Here is a 20,121-nt window from a genome sequence, read left to right as displayed (position 1 = left end):
GGGGAGGGAACCCCTCCCGCTGGCAGCGACCCAACGGGTGGCCCGCAGGCCGTGCCTGTTAGGCGACAAAGGAGCCTTACAGGCATCGACAGCAGAGCAAGGTGTCCCCCTTTCCCCCAAAGTAGATCATCTTGGTATCAACAGGTTCCAAAGGAATACGCATGAAATGGATGACACATCAGGCGGCGGCGGTTGGCATGGCGCTGGTGCTGCATTTGCCGGTGGAAGGTGTGCTTGCCTCCTGCTTCGGGGCTGTGCTGCCGGATATGCTGGATCAGCGTGCCGCCCGATTGACGCGCAATCCGCAGCGTACATTCAACCGTATCCACCGTGGTGTCACCCACTGGTTCGGCTGGTGGCTGGCGCTTTTTCTGGTGGCTGGCCTGCTGCCGTTGCCGCCGCACTGGCGCGCTGTCGTGCTTGGGATAGGCTTTGGCGCGTTGAGCCATATCGTGCTCGACATGCTCAATCCCACCGGGGTGCCGTTGCATCCCTTCAGTCGCAAGAACCGTTTCTCCCTGCGTCTCTGCTCCACCGGCAGCGCTGGCGAGTACGTTTTTCTGGCGGCCATGCTGGGATGTTTCGCGCTCTTTCTGGGGCCGCGCTTCTGGGATCTGCTGCATCAGGCCGAGCGCTGGGCCGGTCATGCGTTACGCTTTTGAGTGCGGTGCGTGTGCAGGACGGGGCTCATGTATTTTTAGAGCAATTCCACATTGAAAATGTGGATTGCTCTGGTAGTCGCGAGAGCGACTACCCGCAACCGAACACACGGAAAAACCACGCCTTTTCCGTAGTGTGAGGGCAGCGTCAGCATTGAAATTGGACACGATTTCAATGCGAATCCGCTCTAGCAGGATTCTTGGCGTTTCCAAAGCGTGCGGACTGGTCGCTGATGGGTGAGGACGGCATCCACGTTGTTTCGTCGTCTGGCATCAGGCCATGCGTTCAGGCATATGCCGTCTGGAAAGGTGTCTCGCCAGTGGCGACGACGGAGCGCATGAGCGTTTTGCCGTTGAAAAAGCAAAACACGTGGCGGCACGGCACAGCGCCGACCCGCCAAAAATAAGCCGAAAAGCCGAGTCTTTCCGTGAAACGACGGGTCACATGGTTTGAAACGCAAGGAGTTTCAAACGGAAAATGCTCATGGGGCTGACAGGGCGAAGCCGCGCGGAGGCAACGGTCTGCCTTCGCGGAAAGCTCGATATACAGAAAAGCCGCCGGGATGACCGGCGGCTTTTCCGCAGTGTCAGGCATCACGCTATGGCGGGCAAGGATGCGGTGGCCTGACGACCTCACAGACAATGACCAGCCAGTGGTCATTGCCATACTGCTTTGGGGGCTTGGGTGGGCTTCCGTATCCAGTCCGTCATAATGCCGGCTTTTCTTGTCCGAGCGCCAGCGGGGACGCAGGGTATGCAGCCTGCCGATGCGACATTATCGGGTCGCCCCGCCGCGTCGCCGCACGAAAAACCGCGTTTTTTCCGCGAAACACCAGACCGTATGGTTTGAAACGTGAAGCGTTGCAAACGGAAAAAGCCCTAGGGCCTGTCAGCACTAATTTTGCAAATAATTTCAATGTATAAGTCTATTGTCCGTACACGCTCCGCTTGCCATAGAGGCGGGGTTACCTCGTGTCCCTGGCTCTTCCCCCGGTAAAAGCGCGCTGGGGAAGGGGTGGGGGCTTGGGGGGAAGGGGAACCTCCCGCGCCGGCGGCGACCGAAAGGCGGCCCGCAGGGCCGTGCCTGTTAGGCGACGCAGGAGCCTTACAGGCATCGACAGCAGAGCGAGGGGTTCCCCTTCCCCACAAACAGACAGCGAATAGTGTTAACAGGCCCTAAAGCCCAAGTTGTGCCAGCATGTCGTCGATGGCGCCCTGAGAGCAGCCGTCGGTGCTGGGACCCTTGAGGTGGCTGTTGGTCTGGCGGGAATTGCGGAAGTCCTCCACAGCCTTGTTGACCTCGTCGCGCAATTCCTGCGCGTCCTTGGTGGGATTCTTTTCCGCTCCGTCCAGAAAGAGGCCCGAGGAGACATAGAGTTCCACCACAGTGCCTTCGATGCGATTGAGGGCTTCCACGACCTTTTTGATGCGCTGGCCGGTGATGTCCTGGAAGCTCAAGGTGGTGATCACGTTGGTCAGATCGTCGCCCAGATCGGTATTGATGGCCCTGAGGCGTTCTTTCTGCTCGGCGGTGGCGCTTCCGTCCAGAAGGGCTTCAAGGAGCTCGGCGGACTCCATCTGCCGTTCCAGCTGCTTTTCCACCACTTCAAGGATGCTCATGGTCGCCTTTTCCGTGGCCTCCATGACTTCGCGCAACTGATCGGAGGCTTCGTTGAAAAGGTGGTCCGCCTCGTCACAGCCCAGCAGCTGGCTGCTGGTGGCTTCGGAAATCTGCTGATAGATGCGCTTGAGTCCTTCGCGCATATCGTCATTGAGCTGACGATAGACGCTCTGATGCTCTGCTCCGCTCATGGCAAGCCTCCGTTACTTGTTGGTCTTGAGGAACGTCTTGGCGCGAGCCGCTTCCGGCGAATTGGGGTACTTCTTGATCAGCTCCTGCATACGGGCCTTGGCGGCAGCGGTCTGCTTGATCTTGCTGAAGCAGATGCCCTGCTTGAGATAGGCTCCCGGCGCGCGCGAGGACTTGCCGTACTTGGTGATGACCGTATCGTAGGCCAGGGCTGCGTCGGCAAACTGGTTCCGCTGGAAATAGCATTCCGCCAGATGGTATTGCGCTTCGGCGGTCATGGTGTGGTTGGGATAATTCTTGACGAAGTCCGAGAAGGAACGCTGAGCTTCCTCGTACTTGCGGTTGGTGAAGGCGTTGATCCCGGCGTCATACAGGGCCATGGACACGTCCTTCTGCGCCACCGGCGCCTGCTGCGGCTGAGGCGTGGGCTGTCCCCAGGTCGAGCCCTGATCCACGGCGGCGGTCGTCCCCGCGGCAGCCGCGCCGGTGGTCGCCGTGGCGGTGAGGGCGGTGCTGGGCTGTCCCCAGGTCTCACCGGTACCGGCCGCTGTGGCGGACTGGGGAGCCGTGGCGGACGTGGTCTGGCCCCAGCCGTCGGAGAGGGCGGGAGCGGCGGCCGGGGTCGGCGCGGGAGCCGCCGAGGCCGCGGGCAGAGCGGGGAGCGGGTCGCCCAGATTCAGATTGAGGGCCATGCTGGTCTCCACCTGACGCAGGGCGGCGTCGTGCTTGTTCAGGCGTTCCACCACAGCGCGGGCGCCGCCCACCTGCTGCAGGTCGTACACCTGCCCCTTGAGGGAATTGACCTCCTGACGCAGGGCCTGCACCTGGCTCCACATTTCCGCCTGTGCGGGCTGGAGCTGGCGCAGCTGGGAGTCCTGTTGCTGCACGCGCTGTTCCAGATCGAGCGAAGAGGAGGAGGACGAGCTGCCGGCCACGCAGCCGCTCACGAGCGATGCGCTGCACAGGAAGCCAAGGGCGGTAAGGAGTCGACTGTGTTTCATGAAGCACCTCGAATTTACGGAAAGGGATCGCCGGCCTTGCGGCGACCGGTAAAAATGTACACCAGCCCGCCGATCACGGGCACAAAAACCACGAAAACCAGCCAGAGAGAGCGTTGCAGCGGGCTGGAGAACTGATGCCGCCAGATATGCATGATGCTCCAGAGGGTCGGCAACATGGGCAGCAGGGCCAGCGGGATGTGCCACCAGGCGAAAGTCATGGCCGTGCCTCTTTTTTCGAGCCGGGCTGGGGGGATTTGCAGAGCAGCAGACAGGCCAGTCCCGCGCCCACGCAGATGGCCATGTCCGCCACGTTGAAGGCCGGCCAGTGCCAGTCCCCCACATAGATGTCCAGAAAGTCCACCACGGCCCGGAAGCGTATCCGGTCGATGAGGTTCCCCAGCGCTCCCCCCATGACGAGCCCCAGCGCCCGGAAGAGCCAGGGCTGTTCCTGTGCGGTGCGGACAAGCAGGATGATGGCGACTGCCGCCACCAGGGTGGCCAGCAGGAAGAGCCAGAACTGCCATTCGATGTCCGAGCGGTTGAGGAAGCCGAAAGCCGCCCCCCGGTTGCGGATGTTCACGAGATCCAGCAGACCGGGGATGACGGTGATGCTTTTGTGTTTGGGGATGGCGGCCAGCACCCAGAGCTTGGTGAGCTGATCGAGCAGCAGCGCCAGCAGGGCGTAGCCGCCAAGCAGTCGGTAGCGGGCTTGCACTAGGACAGTTCCTTCATGACCGCGGTGCAGCGGGGGCAGAGGGTCGGATGGGCGGCATCCTGCCCCAGTTCCGTGCTGTAGATCCAGCAGCGTTCGCACTTCTCGCCTTCCGCCTTGGCCACGCCCACGGCCAGACCGGGCACGTCGCCGTCCTGCAGGGCCGTGGCGGGCGCTTCGGCCAGCGGGGCCAGCCGGATCTGCGAGACGATGCAGAATTCCCGCAGATCCGCGTGCAGGCTTTCCACACGCTCACGCAGTTCGTCGCTCACATAGAGGGTGACGCTCGTATCCAGCGAGTGCCCGACCACGCCGTCCCGGCGCAGGGGCTCGATGGCGCGGGTCATGGCGCCGCGCACGGCCATGAGCACGTTCCAGTCATCGCGCACGCCGTCTTCCAGCAGGAAGGCGCTGATGTCCGGCGCGGGGAGGGCAAAGACCGTGGGCGCGTCGTCGCGCAGGTCATTGGGCAGGGCAAGGTAGATCTCCTCCGCCGTGAAGGAGAGCACCGGGGCCATGTCCCGCATGAGCAGGCAGGTCAGATGGTAAAGGGCCGTCTGCGCCGAGCGGCGTTCCCGGCTGTGGGGCGCCGAGGCATAGAGCCGGTCCTTGAGGCCGTCCAGATAGACGCCCGACAGATCGGTGGTGCAGTAATTGTGCAGGGAATGGTAGACCTTGTGAAACTCATATTCCGTATAGGCCTGCTGGATGCGCTGATGCAGGCGCGCCGCCACGTCCAGAGCGTAGCGGTCCAGCGGCAGCAGTTCGCTTGCGGGCAGCAGGTCCTTGCGGTGCAGATCGGACAGGTTGCCGAGCATGAAGCGGGCCGTATTGCGGATGCGGCGGTAGGCGTCCACGAGGCGGCCGAGGATCTCGTCGGAGATGCGGACATCTTCCCGGTATTCCACGGAACTGACCCAAAGACGGATGATCTCGGCCCCGAATTTGTCGATGAGCTCCTGCGGCGCGATGACGTTGCCCACGGACTTGGACATCTTGCGTCCGTTGCCGTCCACCACATAGCCGTGGGTGAGCACGGCCCGGTAGGGCGGCGTCCGCCGGGTGCCCTCGGCCGCCAGCAGCGAGCTGTGGAACCAGCCGCGATGCTGGTCCGAGCCTTCCAGATAGAGGTCGGCGGGGAAGGACAGCTCGGGACGGGCCTCCAGTACGGCGGCCCAGCTCGTCCCCGAATCGAACCAGACGTCGAGGATGTCGGTCTCCCGCTTCCAGTGGTTGCCGCCGCACTTGGGGCAGGTCAGCCCGGCGGGCACGATGTCTTCCAGCGGGGCTTCGTACCAGTAGTCGCAGCCCGTGGGATGCTTGGCGAAACGCTCGCTCATGTCCCGCATCCAGGCGGCGTCGTTCCAGGCCTCGCCGCAGTCTTCGCAGAGCAGAGCCATGATGGGCACGCCCCATTGGCGCTGACGCGAGATGCACCAGTCCGGGCGGGATTCGATCATGTTGTAGATGCGGTCCCGGCCCCAGGCGGGGATCCAGCGCACCTTCTCGTCGATGGCCGTCAGGGCGCGGCGGCGCAGGTCGTTCTTTTCCATGCTGATGAACCACTGCGTGGTGGCCCGGAAGATGACCGGCTTCTTGCAGCGCCAGCAGTGCGGGTAGGAGTGGGAGATGTTGCCCGCGTGCAGCAGGTTGCCCACTTCCTTCAGTTTGTCGATGACCGGGGCATTGGCCTCAAAGACGTTGAGCCCCGCGAAGAATTCCACGCTGGGCAAAAAGCGGCCCGCGTCGTCCAGAGGGGAATAGATGTCCAGCCCGTAGGCCAGGCCCACCTCGTAGTCCTCGCGACCGTGGCCCGGCGCGGTATGCACGCAGCCCGTACCGGCATCCAGGGTGACGTGACGGCCCAGCACCAGCGGCGAGGGACGGTCATAAAAGGGATGGCGCGCGGTGAGATGTTCCAGCTTCTCGCCCGTGGTGCGGGCCACCTCGCGGATATCTTCCCAGCCGAAGACGCGGGCGCAGCCCTCCAGCAGTTCGGCGGCCAGCAGATATTGCGCGCCCGCGACCTCCACCAGCACATATTCGAATTCGGGATGCAGACAGACGGCCATATTGTCCGGCAGGGTCCAGGGCGTGGTCGTCCAGATGACCACGAAGGCCCGCGCCGGATCGGCCCCGGGCAGCACGTCGGCCAGCCGGGCGTCCGTCAGGGGGAAGCGCACGAAGACCGAGGGCGAGGTGTGGTCGGCGTATTCCACCTCCGCCTCGGCCAGCGCCGTATGGCAGGAACAGCACCAGTAGATGGGCTTCTTGGCGCGGATGACGTTGCCCGCATCCACGAAGTTGGCCAGTTCGCGCGCGGTGGCGGCCTCGTAGGCGGGGGCCATGCTCATGTAGGGATGTTCCCAGTCGCCCAGTACGCCGAGGCGCTTGAATTCCTTGCGCTGGGTGTCGATCCACTTGCCGGCGTATTCCCGGCAGAGCTTGCGCACCACATGGGCGGGCAGTTCCTTCTTCTTTTCCTTGAGTTCCTGCTCGACCTTGAGCTCGATGGGCAGACCGTGGCAGTCCCAGCCGGGCACATAGCGGGCTTCATGGCCCTGCATGTTGCGGGCCTTGATGATGATGTCCTTGAGGATCTTGTTGAGGGCCGTACCCATATGGATATGGCCGTTGGCATAGGGCGGGCCGTCATGCAGCACGAAGGGGCCCATATGGGTATCCCGCTCGATCATGGCGCGGCAGGCGTCGATGTCTTCCCAGTGCTTGAGCATCTGCGGTTCGCGCTGGGCAAGATTGGCCTTCATGGGGAAGGCGGTCTGGGGCAGATTCAGGGTCTTCTTGTAGTCGCTCATGCTGGCTCCCGAAGCGGATGGGACGCTCCGTGCGGTTCCCTTGTTATGCCGTCATCCGTGCGCACGGTCGCACGTGTGGCCGCACGCGGGCGCGGCTGTACGTTCCGTCAGGGAGGCGGCTGTCATGACGTCGGCGTCGGGCCCCGTCCCGCATGGGAGCGGCCCCTGCCTGTTTTATAAGGCAACAATTTTCCGCAAAGACGCGCGCAAAGTCAAGGGATGGCGGCGGACGACGGGGCGATCACGGCGACATGGCCCTCCCGTCCGTCGCGGGTCAGGCTTCCGGTTCCAGATGGGCCAGGAAGGTCAGCAGGTTGCCCTCTCCCGCGGCGCGGCAGCTCAGGTAACAGCGGGCGTAGTCGGCGGCGGTCATCTGCCGGGCAAAGATGCGGTAGCGGCGCTGCCGCCCGGCAAAGGGCAGGGCAAGGCCGCCGTCGCTTTCCGGCAGGCCCAGGGCGGGCGGCAGGGGCAGCCAGAAATCTTCCTGCGGATGCGCGTAGGCGCGGGCCACGCTGTCGGGCAGACCGCCCAGTCCCAGCAGGCGCAGCACGTTGTCGGCCACGTGCAGCACGAGCCGTCGGGCCGGATGATTGACCGTGATGAAGAGCTGTTCCGTGCGCCAAAGCTCGCGCAGGAGCGGCGCGCAGCGGATGGGCGCGTCCTGTTCCTTTTCCTCCTCACGCCGCAGGGAAGCCTCCGCGATGGACGCCGGATCACCGAAAAAGGACGGTCGGGATCGTTCATAGACCAGGCTGGCCTCCAGCGGGGAGAGGCCGCGACGCAGCAGCCCCTCCAGCAGGGTGTCGGCAAAGTCCACGCCCGGCAGGCGGGTCCAGGTGGGCCAATAGCCCTGAAAGAAGAGGTTGGGCAGCCGCAGCGTCCGGCAGGAGGGCGGCAGCCGCCGCCGGACCTCGTCGCTGGAAAGCTCGCCCCATTTGGCGCCCAGCTCCTGATGCAGATAGAGGGCGCAGCTGTCCAGCAGGTCTTCCGGCAGCGCGGCACGGGTATAGTTGAGCACATGCAGCACGCGAAAATGCCGGGCAAAGGCCGGGGTGGCTTCCAGCAGGGGGCGCAGGGCCTCGCCCTGACAATTGGCGTGCAGGAGGCAGAGAGCGCGCGGCATGGCTGCGGGCGGGACTATTCGTCCCATTCCAGATAGGTGGCCGTCTGCCGTCCCTTTTCGGAAACGGACACGCCGGCCACGCGCACCTTGCGGGCCTGCGGGTCGGGATGCCGCAGCAGGCGCTCGGCCACGCTCCGCCAGATGTGGCGGGCCAGGTTCTCCGACGAGGGATTGACGGCGTCAAAGGGCGGCGTTTCATTGAGCACGCTGTGATCCAGCGTGTCCAGCGTCTCCTTGAGCACCTGCCGCAGCACCTTGAAATCCAGCAGCAGTTCCGTGTCCGGCAGCAGTTCCTCGCCCTGCACCGTGAGTTCCACGCCGAAATTGTGTCCGTGCAGATGTTCGCACTTGCCCTCGTAGTGACGCAGGGCATGGGCGGAACAGAATTCGTCCCGTACGGTGAGGCGCCAGCATTTCTTTCTGTTCATCGGAGGATCCAGTACATGACGATGGCCGCCATGATCATGACGATGATGGCCAGGATGATGCGTGCGTTCTGATCCCATTCGTAACTGGCGTCGCTTTCCGGGTCATCGTCCAGCGGCGGGGAGACAATGTTCTGCAACCATGAAAACAGGGACATGGCAAGCTCCTTGGGCTAAGGGGGGAAATCGTCAAAAAATCGTCCTGCGGGGCTGCATTCAAAAACCGTACCCCTTTGTCGGTCACGACGCCCAGGCCGCCAGCGCCCTGTCCAGTTCGGGGCCGGGAGCCACTCGGAATTGCGGCCCGAGCTGGAGGAGACAGCGGTAGCCGTCGAGCAGGACGACGGCCTGCGCTTCCACCTCGCCGGGATGGGCGGCCAGGATGTTCTTCAGGTTCAGGATATGTTCGCGTCCCAGCCGCCCGGCCGGGATCTGCACGCAGATGGGCTGATCGCTCTGGCCGCAGGCATCGCGCAAAAGCTGTACGCTCTGCCCCAGCAGCTTGACGTCGCGGGGGGCCTCCTCGCCGTCCTCGTCGCTGTCGCGCGCGCTGTCCTCCTGTTTGTCCAGACGGGCCCGCAGGCAAAGGGGCTGCTCGCTTTTCAGCAGGTCGCGCGCTTCGGCGTAAGGCTTGGGGAAGAAGGTCACTTCGGCATGGCCGGTGAGATCCTCGATGCTCACGAAGGCCATGCGCTCGCCCTTGGATTTGGTGATGACCTCCTTGATGCCGGTGACCAGCGCCGGGCAGGAGATCTCCGCGCCGGGGAAGAGGTCGCGCGCGTCCTCCAGCGTGCTCAGGCCGATGCGGCGGATCTCGCGACTGAAGGGCTGCAGGGGGTGGCTCGTGAGGAAGAAGCCCAGCGCCTCCTTCTCGAAGCGCAGCTTCTCGTCATTGTCCCATTCGGGCATGGCGGCCTCCGGGCAGTCCATGCCGATGCCGGGCAGGGGCGCGGCCTCCGTGCGGGGGGCCAGCGCCAGCAGGGAGACCTGGTTGGATTCCTTTTCCTTGGCCTTTTTCTGGGCGCGGGCCACCACCCCGTCCAGGGTGGCGATCATGGCGGCGCGGCTCACGCCGAGGCAGTCGCAGGCCCCGCCCTTGATGAGCGATTCCAGCACGCGCTTGGTGACCTTGCGCAGGTTGACCCGGCAGCAGAGGTCCAGCAGCGAGGCGTACGCGCCGCCCTCGGCGCGGGCCTCCATGATCTCCCGGATGGCTTCGTCCCCCACGTTCTTGATGCCGCCGAGACCGAAGACCACCTTGCCGTCCTTGGCCGAGAAGGCGCGCTGACTGTCGTTGATGGAGGGCTGCACCACGTCGATGCCCATGTCCTTGCAGCAGGAGACGTACTTGAGCAGCTTGTCCTGATTGCCCATTTCCGAGGTCATGAGCGCGGCCATGAATTCCACCTTGTGGTGTACCTTGAGATAGGCCGTGAAGTAGGACACCAGCGCATAGGCGGCCGAATGGGACTTGTTGAAGCCGTAGGCCGCGAATTTCTCCATGAGGTCGAAGATCTCATCGGCCTTTTCGCGGCCGATGCCGTTGGCCTTGGCCCCGTCCACGAATTTCACGCGCTCCTTGGCCATGGCCTCGGCCTTTTTCTTGCCCATGGCCCGCCGCAGCAGGTCAGCGCCGCCGAGGGTGTAGCTGGCGATGATCTGGGCGATCTGCATGACCTGTTCCTGATAGACGATGACCCCGTAGGTGTCCCGCAGGCAGTCGCTCAGGGAGTCATGCGGATAGACGACCGGCACCTGCCCGTGCTTGCGCTTGATGAATTCGTCCACCATGCCCGAACCCAGCGGGCCGGGGCGGTAGAGGGCCAGCATGGCGATGACGTCCTCGAAGCAGGAGGGCTTGAGCATACGCAGATACTGACGCATCCCCGAACTTTCCACCTGGAAGACGCCGTCCGTGTCCCCGCGCGAGTAGAGTTCATAGGTGGCGGCGTCGGTCAGCGGCAGGTTGTCGAGGTCCGGCGGCGTCTGCCCCTGCAGGCTGATGTTGTCCAGCGTGTCCTGGATGAGGGTCATGGTCTTGAGGCCGAGGAAGTCGAACTTCACAAGGCCGGTCTGCTCGGTCATGGGCCCGTCGAACTGGGTAACGAGTTCGCCGCGCTTGCCTGTATAGAGCGGCAGATATTCGTCCATGGGCTTGTCCGACACCACGAGGCCCGCCGCGTGGGTGGAGGCGTGCCGCGCGAGGCCTTCCAGCCGCCGGGCCGTATCCAGCAGTTTCGTCACCTGCGGGTCGCTGTCGTAGAGCTTTTGCAGCTCCGGTTCGGCCTCCATGGCCTTGTTGATGGTCATCTTGAGGTCGTCGGGCACCATCTTGGCGATGCGGTCGGTCTCGGCAAAGCTCATGCCCAGGGCCCGGCCCACGTCGCGCACCACGCCCTTGGCCTTCATGGTGCCGAAGGTGGTGATCTGGGCCACGCTGTCCTTGCCGTAGGTATCGACCATGTGCTGGATGACTTCCACGCGGCGGCGTTCGCAGAAGTCCACGTCGATATCGGGTAGGCTCACGCGTTCGGCATTGAGGAAGCGCTCGAACAGCAGATTGTAGGGGATGGGATCGAGGTTGGTGATGCGCAGGGCCCAGGCCACGAGGCTGCCCGCCGCCGAACCGCGTCCCGGCCCCACGGGGATGCCGTGGTCCTTGGCCCAGTTGATGAATTCCTGCACGATGAGGAAATAGCCCGGGAATCCCATGTTGCAGATGACGTCCAGCTCGTAGCGCAGACGTTCGCGGTAGGCGTCCGCATCGACGGAGGCCGGGTCGGGATGCTTTTGCAGGCGCAGTTCCAGACCTTCCTCGGCCAGCCGCCGGAATTCCGATTCCAGCGTGGCCCCTTCGGGCAGGGGATAGACCGGGAAGTAGTGGTGGCCGAAATCCAGCTCCACATTGCACTGTTCCGCGATGCGCATGGTATTGGCCAGCGCTTCCGGCACATGACTGAAGGCGGCTTCCATCTCCTCGGCGCTCTTGTAGTAGAGTTCCGTGGTCTCGAAGCGCATGTGCTTGGGATCGTCCATGGTGGTCTGCGTCTGGATGCAGAGCAGCACCTCATGGGCCTCCACGTCGTCGGCATTGAGATAGTGGCAGTCGTTGGTGGCCACCAGCGGCAGATGGAGCTGTTCAGCGATCTCCATGAGGCCGTCATTGACCGTCACCTGTTCCTGCAGGCCGTTGGACTGCAGCTCCAGATAGAAGCGGTCGGGATAGATGTCCGCATATTCCCGCGCAAGGGCAAGGGCCTTGTCCATGTCGCCGGCCTGGATGGCGCGCGGCACTTCGCCCGCGATGCAGGCCGAAAGGCAGATGAGCCCCTCGGCATACTGGCGCAGCAGCGGTTTGTCCACGCGCGGCTTGTAGTGGAAGCCCTCCAGGAAGCCCTTGGTCACCAGCTTGACGAGATTGTGATACCCTGTCTCGTTCTGGGCGAGCAGGATGAGATGGTTCCGCTTGCGTGCCAGCTCGGACGTCTTGTCGAAATGATCATGACAGACATAGACCTCGCAGCCGAAGATGGGCTTGATGCCGACATCGGCGCACTGCTTGGCGAAGTAGGCCGCGCCGTACATGTTGCCGTGATCGGTGATGGCGCAGGCGGGCATACCGAAATCCTTGGCGCGGCTGCACAGATCCTTGAGGCGGATGGCCCCGTCCAGCAGGCTGTACTCGGTATGACAGTGCAGATGTACGAAGTCGGACATGCGGCATTCCTCGGCCGGGCGCTCCCGGCGGCTGGAGATATGGAAAAGACGGCGCGGGAGGGTGCCGTCGAACGATACGGATAGCACGTCTCGTCCCGTGGCTCAAGGCGCGGGGAAATACGGCCTCGCATACAGGAAATCTTGACAAGACGCCGCTATCAAGCTTTATACGGATAGGTATTGTCGCAGGCTGTTTGGAACGGTGGCGAGACAGCTCTCGTCTCCGACGTGAGACCGTATGGCCGGAGGGGGAGGCGGAGTGCCCCGGCTCCCGCTCTCGCAAAAAACGAGAAGCTTTGCCTGACAAGGAGGGGAGAGGTGGAGCACATCAATGGAAAAACCTGGCTGGGCTTTGTGATCAATATCGTGGTGACTGCGGTGTTCTACGGTATGGGCGTGATGGATGGCGCCACCATCTTTTTTGGCGTCGGCTTGCTTTTGACGGGCGTCGGCATAGCCATGCTGGTCAACGGCTATCCGGCGGGGGGCATCTTCGGCGCGGTAGGCAGTGCCTTTTTCGTGCCCATTGGCATAATCTGCATGATCGGTTGCCTGCAAAGCCGGGACAGGCTCCGCAATGCCGCTCTGACGACGGCCGTCGCGTCCGGCTCCGAGGAGATCGTGACGCGTGCGGAAAAGGCGTCCGTCGCTCCTGATGCCCCGGCGGCCTCTGACGGGACGTCCGCCACCAAAGAAGCTCCGGTCATGATGACCGCCGCGGAGCCTTGTGCCGAAGCGGCCGCCGCTCCCGCCGCTTCCGAGAGCACGCCTGCCCCGGAGCAAGCCCCTGTCACGACGGCCGAAACGCCGCTTGCGGCCTACGGCTTCGTGGATGAGCGGATGGGGGGCTGGCTGCTCGTGCTGCTGGGCATCGCGGCATTCTTTTTCGGATTGTCCCTCAATGGACAGATTATGTCGGGGAGCGTGGTCTGCCTTGTCATAGGCATCATCAGGATCATCCAGACCCAGCAGCGTCTGGATAAGCATGTCTGCGTCCTGTACCGGGATCGTCTGGAGTGCGTCGTCGGCCTTTGGACAGGCGATCTGGTCAACATCCCTTATGCTGCTATCCGCGAGGCCGAATGTTCAGACTCCAAACTGCGGCTCCAGCTTGCCTCCGGGGCCGGTACGAGCACGGCCACCGTCTACTTTGGGAGGTTCGCGAGCGCCGTACGCGATGAGGCCCGCACCGTCCTGCGGGACAAGCTGCGTGAGCTGGGCGTGCTGCGCGAGAACTGATGCCCCGCATGGGATCGGAGCGGATTTTTCCGCAAACGGACAAGACCTGTGGCGTGATCGCGGCAGCGGAGAGGTCGCGAGGGCAAACGGCGGGGCCCGTTCGTACGATAGGGCGGACTCGTTACAACGAGGAAAAGAAATGGAAAACATCAATGCGATGACCTGGGCTGGATTCGTGTGCAATGTGGTGGTTACCATTGCATTTTTCTGTATGGAGGTGGTGGATGGGGGATCGCAGGCCGTGATCTTCTTCAGCATCGCGGGGGCCGGCGTGACCTTGACGGGCGTGGGGATAGCTATGCTGGTTCGTGGCGATCCGACGGGGGGCATCCTCGGCGCGGTGGGCAGTGCCGTTTTCGTGCCCCTTGGCCTGATTTGTCTGATCGGTTGCCTGCAGTGCCGGGACAAGCTCCGCAATGCCGCTCTGGCGACGGCCGATGCGTCCGGCTCCGGGACGGTCGCGGGACCTGAGGAAGAGCCTGCCGCCACGCCTGAAAGCCGGCCGGCCCCAGCGGAAGGACCTGCCACGGAGGCCGCCGCGTCCCGGTCCGAGGCGGCTGTGGAGCCTGCGGACGGAAAGACCGTCCCTGAGGCTCACGCCGTTTCCGAAAGCGTGCCTGACCGGGAGGAGCCGACCGCCGAAAAGCCGCTGGCCGCTTACAAGTTTATGGATTATTCGCTCTTCTTCGGCGTAGTGACGCTCTTTTTCCTTGCCGCCCTGTTCGTCGTGTGGGCGCAGGCTCCTGCTCTGGCGGGGATCGTCGTGGTCTGCGCCGCCAGGTTCATGGCGGCTCGTGCGCAGCGAAAGCTCTATGTCTGCGCGCTCTATGCGGATCACCTCGATTATGCTTCCGGCATCTGGGCCACCGCGCAGATAACCGTCCCGTATGCCGCCATCGTCGAGGCCGTCGTGACATCCAGCAAATTGCGCCTTGTCATCGAGAAGGAGGGACGCCGCACCAATGTCTCGGTCTCGCTTTCCCTGATCCCGGGAAATCTCCGGCGGGAAGCCTGTACGGCCATCGCGGACAAGATGCGTGAACTGGGTGTGCTGCGCGAGAACTGAGGGACGGCGACCCGGCGGGCGGCATCGGAGGAAGATCACCTCCCGCCGGAGCGAAGGAGGACCTGGTGCATCCCCTCAACAAAAAGACATGGGCTGGATTTGCGTTCGTTTCCTTGTGCACGCTTTTATGCTGCCTGTATCCCATCGTGGGGTGGGATCTGCCGGAGACCGTCCTGGGCGGGGCGGATCCCGACTGCTTCCTGGCCGTCGTCCTGTTCGCGTATCTGGTGTTGCTGGCGGGCGTTATCCTGCTGCTGCGCGGCAAACCCGCGGGCGGGATCGTCGGCGCGATGGGCAGTGTCGCTTTCCTGCCCGTCGGCTTGCTCACTCTTATCGGCTGCCTCCAGTGCCGGAAGAGGCTCCGTCAGATGGAGGCGCCTGCCGGTGCGGCGCGGGGGACGGCAGCGCTGGGGCAGCTCTCCCCTGTCCTCTGGCTGGGGCTTGCCCTCTGTGTGCTGTCCTTCATCACCTATCTTTCGATGGGCACGGAATCGGGCGGCGTGGACACGGCGGTCAGCGCTTTCCTGCTGGCCGGTCTGCTGCTGTCGCTGGCGGGCATGATCCTGCTGGCGTGCGGCAAACCGCTGGGCGGTATCGTCGGCGCTGTGGGCAGTCTTTGTTGCGTGCCGCTTGGTCTGATCTTCCTCATCGGCTGCATACAGAGCCGGGACAGGTTGCTGGACGGGACGCTCCCCGCCGGTGAGGACATGCCGGAGGCCGTCCCCGCGAAGAAGGGGCGCCGGGCGGGCGTCGCGATAACGGCATGGGTGGGGCTTGCGTTCAACCTTCTCAATGTGGCGCTGATCGTCTACGCACAGGCGGATGTCTCCGGCTGCAATGAGGAGAGCCTGTTGAGCTTTATCTATATGCTCGCCTTTGCGGGGGCGCTGACGGGCGTCGTCCTGCTGGCGCGCGGCAATCCGGCGGGCGGCATCGTCGGAGCGGTGAGCAGCGCTTGCGTGATCCCTTTGGGCGCGATCTGCCTAGTCGGTTGCATGGTGAGTCGGGACAGGCTCCGCCGGGCGGCGCGCGCTGCCGCGCGGGATGCCGTACATGATCCGTCAGCCGGTCAGGAAGATCCCGGCAGGGAGGACCTCGACCCCAAGGAGCCGGTATGACTACTTGCGGACAGCGAGGGAAGGGGGGGGCGGGCCGCGCCCCCACTCTGACGGAGGCACGCTTTTCAGGTCGCTCGGCGGCGCTCAGGAAGGGCAAGCCCCTGCGGCGGGAAAGGCCGCTTGCCGTCTATGGTTTTGCGGACGAGCTCATGCTCGGCCTGCTGATGCTGCTGACGGGGGGCCTCTTCGCATGTGCCGGCATATTTTGGGGGATGGTCGCCTGGGCCGCCCCCTTCCTCATCGCCTCCGCGATGTGCAAACTCATACAGGTGCACACGCGCCGGGGCAGGCACGTTCTCGCCCTCTATCGGAGCTATCTGGAATGTACGGTCGATGACTCGGGGGTCGAGATGCTCCGCATACCCTACGCCAATATCCGTAATGCCGTCGTGTCCGGCGCCGGTCCCGTCCTGTGCGTCGTCTCCGACCAGATGGAGAGGCGGGTCGTCGTCAAGCTCATGCTCATGGCGGATGGTGAGCGCGAGGACGCCCGCGTGGCCCTTGCGGACATGCTTGCGGGACTGGGCGTGCCATGCAGGAACGGACGCCGGGGACTGCCTGTCAACGGCGTGGCGAAGGTGGGCGTCCTCGTCAACGGCGTTGTCGCGCTGGTGGGGCTTTTCGGTCTGGGCACGAACAACAGTGTGGGCGGATGGAGCTCTGTCATGCCCTTCGTCTGGCTGCTGGGCTTTCTGACATCGCTGGCGGGCGTGTACCTGCTGCGCCGCGGCCATCTGGCGGGGGGCCTCATCGGCGCGGTGGGTGGTCTGCTCCTGGCCCCTGTGGGCGTCGTCTGTCTGGTCGGTTGTCTCCTGAGCTGGGAGAACGCGCTGAAGTTGTCGCAAGAGCCCCTTCTCGTCTTTCCCGATCCACAGAAAGCGTCCCGCGGCTCCTCGTGTCCCCTGCCGTATAGTTCCGATCCCGGCGGCGATGCGGCGGAAGATGACGAGGAGGACAGACAGGAAGCCGCCGACGACGGGGATGCCGATGACGCTGCTGAGGCGGGGGGACTGTCATTTTTTGACCTGCTGTCGTTTGACGCATCATCCTGCGATGGCTCATCTTGTGACGCCTCGGGCGGAGACTGAGCACCATCCGTTCGGTCGTCTCGCAAACCGGCTCCGCGCGCAGGCCCGGCAAAACGACCCGGCAGGCGTGCGTCCCGCGTGGCGACCGTCATCCGTCAGGGCGTGGGCGTAGCCGCACTGCGGCGTATCGCCGGGAGGGCATAGGGGGGTGCCTTTGAAAAAGGCAAAACGCGAGACGGCAGCACAGCCCGTCCACTCTGGGCCGGGCAAGGCTGGGCGTCATGCCGTCTCCGCCTGTCCTTCGGGAGCGAATACGCCGGAGCGCGCCACATTGAGCAGACCGCGGGCGGCCCGCTCGGCAGCCCCCTCGATGCGGCAGTCTCCGAAAAAGGCGGGCAGAAGGGCTTGCAGCGCCGTCTCGTAGCCCTGCCAGTAGCGCGGATTGTCCATGTTTTTCCGCATGAGGTGCATGGTCTTGTTGTCGAACGGTCCGCCCAGCTTGCGGGCGATGTGCAGTTCGGGCAGCGCATCTGTCGGCGGCAGTCGCGCTTTCCACGGCGCGAAGGCGTCATGGTCGCGGGATGCGCTCTGATGCCAGGTAAAGAAGGGCAGCACGCGCAGACGCAGCAGCAGAGAAGTGGTGAACACCCCGGAAAGGGGCGAGGTCAGGATGATGTCCGCCGCAAAGCGCATGATGTTGGGGGAAACGTGGATGCTGTCCCTGATCAGGCGGACGCCGGGGATGCCGTTCAGGGCGTCGTAGACCGGGCGATCATGGAAGGGTTTGAAAAGCACGGTACGGGTATCGGCCAGCTGACGCACGGCGTCCAGCTGTTCGCGTGGGTGGTCGAGCAGACCGCCGCAATACAGGATCAGCTCCCTGTCCGCCGGTACCGGCGCGTCGAGATGTTCCTCCAGGAGTCGGCGCAGCCGCTCCCGTGGAAGGAGCCGCCTGTCCTCCCAGGGGCCGAGCTGGTAGGTGCCCGCGGGGAAGATCTCCCGAGCGGGCTTCCCGTTTTCGTGCGCCGCCGGCTGTTTCCCCAGATCGACCTGCCTGGCGAACTGGCACAGCACATGGGTGAAGGGGGCGTCCTCCGGCATGAAGACGAAGGCCGAGGCGTGCAGCAGCAGGATGCGCCGCCCGGCAAGCGCGGACAGGGCCGGGTAGCGGACCAGATCCTGTTGTCCGGCAACGCCTATCGCGCCGTAGCGTCCTTCCGCCCGCTCCACGGAAAGGAAGCGATAGCCCAGCTCCGCGAGTTCCTGAAATGCCGGACAGTGGGTCGAGCCTTCCCGCAGGAGGCTTTCCGGGACGAAGATGTCCACATCATCCACCGGCATGTGACCGATGACGTGACGCAAGTACAGCAGACTGCGCGGGGCGAGGTAGAGGGCGAGGCGTTGTGGGGCCATGCGGGGGATTCCTTGCCGAAGAGTGGAAAAAGGGCGGGGGGATCGTGCGTCAGACGGCATACGGTCGCAGCCTCTGAGGACGCGGCAGGAACTATGCCCAAGACGCGGCAAAAAGTCGAGGCGTCCCCCGGCGGAGCGACGGCCGCGCCGGGCGTCCTTGCCGTCATGCCTCGCGGGGCGTATATCCCTGTCCATGAAAACGCCATCTTTGCCGGACGCTGAAAACATCCGGCCGCATGAAATGTGGTTCGCCGCCTATGTGGAGCGGCAATATGCCCTTTGCGAGGGGGATGCCGGGCCCATGCGGCTCAAGGAACAGCATACCCGCGCCGTGCTGGGGCACGCCCGGCATATGGCGCGGGAAGAGCGCTTCGCGCCGCATATCGCCCGCGCCTGCCTGCTGGCGGCCCTGTATCATGATGTGGCCCGCTTTGCGCAATACCTGCGCTACGGCACGTTTCGCGACCGGGATTCCCGCAATCACGGTCTTTGGGGCGCGGCCATCCTCAAGCGGGAGGGACGCCTTGAAGGTGAGGACAGGACGGTGCGGCGTCTGGCGCTGACCGCCGTGGCCCTGCATAACCGCTATGCGCTGCCTGCCTCCCTGCCTCCCGATATGGCCCGCGTGGCCTGGACGGTGCGCGATGCGGACAAGCTGGATATCCTGCGGGTCATGGATGAGCATCTGTCCGGCCCGCGTCCGTATTGTCCCACGGTGGTGCTTGGGCTGCCGGATGCGGAGGATCAGGTGAGCGAAAAGGTGCTGCAAGACGCCTTGACCGGGCGCGTGGCCGCCTACGCGGACTTGCGGAGCGTCAATGATTTTCGTGTGCTGCTGGGGACCTGGCTCGACGATATGCACTTTGCGAGCAGCCGCCGCCTTTTTGCCGCAAGTCCTCATGTCGTCCGGCTTTTGGAGGGGCTGCCGCGAGAAGGGGCTTATGCCGCCGCGCGCGCCTGTCTGCTGCGGCGTCTGGAAGAGGTTCGCCGGGAAAGCGCCTGTCCGGGCGGCGCCCTATGAGGCGGGTGGGGGAGATCCTGCCGCCGTCGGTCCGTGGATGTCTGGAAGGGTGTGCGGAGGCGCTGGGCGCGGACTGGGGCGATGCCCGGCATCCGGGGCGGCACGTCCGGCGCGTCTTGCGCGCCCGGATCCCCTGGCCGGAGGCTGATGGAACGGATATGCCGCCTGCGGCGGAAAAGCTGCTGGCCCTGCCTGTGGGCGGGCTGCCCGTGCTGCGTCTGGGCTATGTGTTGCACGGCCTGCCCTTCGCGACGGCCTGCGCCGTGGCGTACGCCTGCGCCTGCGCCTGTCGTGAGCTCTGGCTGGCGGATCTCGTGCCCGCCGAACGTAATCTGGGGCTTGCGGCCGCCTTGGCCGTCCGCGCGCTGCCGGGCTTGCGGCCGTGGGGGAGCGCCTCGGCCGTCGGGCGTGACTGGCTGGCGCATGGCGGACTGGAAGGCTGCCTGTATGGGGCCGGATTACGCTGTCTCTCGCGTCGTACGCTGCTGGGCGGAGCGGCCCTGCTGGCACGCTGCGTGTTGCCGTGGAAGGACGGCGCGCCCTGCGGACAAGTCCGGGCAGAGGCGTTCAGAGGAGACGCCCGTTAGCGCCTGTCAACACTAGGGGCAGGACTCATTACGCTTTTTTTGAGGGGGAAGCCCCCCTTTGCTTTGCTGTCGATGCCTGTAAGGCTCCTTTATCGCCTAACAGGCACGGCCCTGCGGGCTGCCCTTTGGGTCGCTGCTCGCGTCAAAAAGGGGGGCTTCTTCCTCAAACTCCCCCATCTTCCCCAAAACCCGCTACTTGGGTAAGGGTAATTGGAAACGAAACACCTCACGTTATAAAAATAAGTATTTATTTGCAGCAAGTTATAAAAACATCTCCATCAAGGCATATTGCCTGATAATGAGTCCTGACCCTAGGGTCAGGACTCATTAAAGGTAAAAAATGACAATGGCAGCAATATGGATTGCCGAAAGGAATGTATGGGCAC

The 20,121-nt window shown here is 64.2% G+C and carries 18 protein-coding genes; 7 read left to right on the top strand and 11 right to left on the bottom strand.

The features are described 5' to 3' along the window. The first annotated feature begins 161 nt into the window (after positions 1–161). Positions 162–662 (top strand): metal-dependent hydrolase, encoded by a 501-nt coding sequence (locus Q0K00_RS05480; RefSeq protein WP_297227950.1) that lies wholly within the window; start codon positions 162–164, stop codon positions 660–662. A gap of 283 nt (positions 663–945) precedes the next feature. Here the strand turns inward: Q0K00_RS05480 and Q0K00_RS05475 are convergent, their stop codons facing one another. The 10 genes from Q0K00_RS05475 to dnaE all read right to left on the bottom strand — a co-directional run bounded on the left by Q0K00_RS05475 (position 946) and on the right by dnaE (position 12,263). Then, complete coding sequence (locus Q0K00_RS05475; RefSeq protein ID WP_297227948.1) at positions 946–1,320, bottom strand: hypothetical protein; 375 nt, start codon at positions 1,318–1,320, stop codon at positions 946–948. 515 nt (positions 1,321–1,835) lie between these two features. Next, the gene (locus tag Q0K00_RS05470) at positions 1,836–2,471 is read right to left on the bottom strand and encodes a protein phosphatase CheZ (protein ID WP_297227946.1); all 636 of its coding nucleotides are present in this window, start codon (positions 2,469–2,471) and stop codon (positions 1,836–1,838) included. A gap of 12 nt (positions 2,472–2,483) precedes the next feature. Continuing rightward, positions 2,484–3,470, bottom strand: a complete 987-nt coding sequence (gene ybgF, locus Q0K00_RS05465; protein ID WP_297227944.1) for a tol-pal system protein YbgF — start codon at positions 3,468–3,470, stop codon at positions 2,484–2,486. Positions 3,471–3,484: 14 nt separating this feature from the next. Further along, a complete protein-coding gene (locus Q0K00_RS05460) occupies positions 3,485–3,688 on the bottom strand; it encodes a PLD nuclease N-terminal domain-containing protein (protein ID WP_297227943.1) in 204 nt (67 codons plus the stop codon). Continuing rightward, the gene (gene lspA / locus Q0K00_RS05455) at positions 3,685–4,185 is read right to left on the bottom strand and encodes a signal peptidase II (protein WP_297227939.1); all 501 of its coding nucleotides are present in this window, start codon (positions 4,183–4,185) and stop codon (positions 3,685–3,687) included. Before lspA ends, Q0K00_RS05460 begins: the two co-directional genes overlap by 4 nt. Continuing rightward, a complete protein-coding gene (gene ileS, locus Q0K00_RS05450; RefSeq protein WP_297227937.1) occupies positions 4,185–6,998 on the bottom strand; it encodes an isoleucine--tRNA ligase in 2,814 nt (937 codons plus the stop codon). Before ileS ends, lspA begins: the two co-directional genes overlap by 1 nt. A gap of 274 nt (positions 6,999–7,272) precedes the next feature. After that, the gene (locus tag Q0K00_RS05445; protein WP_297227935.1) at positions 7,273–8,121 is read right to left on the bottom strand and encodes a WcbI family polysaccharide biosynthesis putative acetyltransferase; all 849 of its coding nucleotides are present in this window, start codon (positions 8,119–8,121) and stop codon (positions 7,273–7,275) included. 14 nt (positions 8,122–8,135) lie between these two features. Further along, positions 8,136–8,549, bottom strand: coding sequence for a 6-carboxytetrahydropterin synthase QueD (gene queD, locus Q0K00_RS05440; protein ID WP_297227932.1), 414 nt, complete (start codon positions 8,547–8,549; stop codon positions 8,136–8,138). Further along, positions 8,546–8,704 (bottom strand): hypothetical protein, encoded by a 159-nt coding sequence (locus tag Q0K00_RS05435; RefSeq protein ID WP_297227930.1) that lies wholly within the window; start codon positions 8,702–8,704, stop codon positions 8,546–8,548. The genes queD and Q0K00_RS05435 overlap by 4 nt, the downstream gene beginning before the upstream one ends. An 82-nt stretch (positions 8,705–8,786) precedes the next feature. Further along, positions 8,787–12,263 carry a DNA polymerase III subunit alpha gene (dnaE, locus tag Q0K00_RS05430; protein WP_297227928.1) on the bottom strand — a complete coding sequence of 1,159 codons (3,477 nt, stop codon included), beginning with the start codon at positions 12,261–12,263 and terminating at the stop codon, positions 8,787–8,789. A 318-nt stretch (positions 12,264–12,581) separates the two neighbouring features. Here dnaE and Q0K00_RS05425 point away from each other — a divergent pair, with 318 nt between their 5' ends. The 4 genes from Q0K00_RS05425 to Q0K00_RS05410 all read left to right on the top strand — a co-directional run bounded on the left by Q0K00_RS05425 (position 12,582) and on the right by Q0K00_RS05410 (position 16,774). After that, positions 12,582–13,502: a hypothetical protein gene (locus Q0K00_RS05425; protein WP_297227926.1), complete on the top strand. Its 921-nt coding sequence runs from the start codon at positions 12,582–12,584 to the stop codon at positions 13,500–13,502. A gap of 139 nt (positions 13,503–13,641) precedes the next feature. After that, a complete protein-coding gene (locus tag Q0K00_RS05420; protein ID WP_297227924.1) occupies positions 13,642–14,568 on the top strand; it encodes a hypothetical protein in 927 nt (308 codons plus the stop codon). 113 nt (positions 14,569–14,681) lie between these two features. Beyond that, a complete protein-coding gene (locus Q0K00_RS05415) occupies positions 14,682–15,686 on the top strand; it encodes a hypothetical protein (RefSeq protein WP_297227923.1) in 1,005 nt (334 codons plus the stop codon). Continuing rightward, positions 15,683–16,774, top strand: a complete 1,092-nt coding sequence (locus Q0K00_RS05410) for a hypothetical protein (RefSeq protein WP_297227921.1) — start codon at positions 15,683–15,685, stop codon at positions 16,772–16,774. The genes Q0K00_RS05415 and Q0K00_RS05410 overlap by 4 nt, the downstream gene beginning before the upstream one ends. A 219-nt stretch (positions 16,775–16,993) precedes the next feature. On the opposite strand, the gene Q0K00_RS05405 is transcribed toward Q0K00_RS05410, so the two are convergent. Then, positions 16,994–18,127 carry a hypothetical protein gene (locus Q0K00_RS05405; RefSeq protein WP_297227919.1) on the bottom strand — a complete coding sequence of 378 codons (1,134 nt, stop codon included), beginning with the start codon at positions 18,125–18,127 and terminating at the stop codon, positions 16,994–16,996. Between the two features lie 193 nt (positions 18,128–18,320). On the opposite strand from Q0K00_RS05405, the gene Q0K00_RS05400 reads away from it, so the two are divergent. Further along, entirely contained in the window at positions 18,321–19,148 is an 828-nt protein-coding gene (locus Q0K00_RS05400; protein ID WP_297227917.1) for an HD domain-containing protein, read from the top strand. Beyond that, entirely contained in the window at positions 19,145–19,735 is a 591-nt protein-coding gene (locus Q0K00_RS05395) for a hypothetical protein (protein ID WP_297227915.1), read from the top strand. The genes Q0K00_RS05400 and Q0K00_RS05395 overlap by 4 nt, the downstream gene beginning before the upstream one ends. Positions 19,736–20,121: the final 386 nt, after the last annotated feature.

It is taken from the genome of uncultured Desulfovibrio sp., from assembly GCF_944327235.1.
In the GTDB taxonomy this organism is placed as follows: Bacteria; Desulfobacterota; Desulfovibrionia; order Desulfovibrionales; family Desulfovibrionaceae; genus Desulfovibrio.
This window is presented reverse-complemented; position numbering and strand designations above follow the sequence as displayed.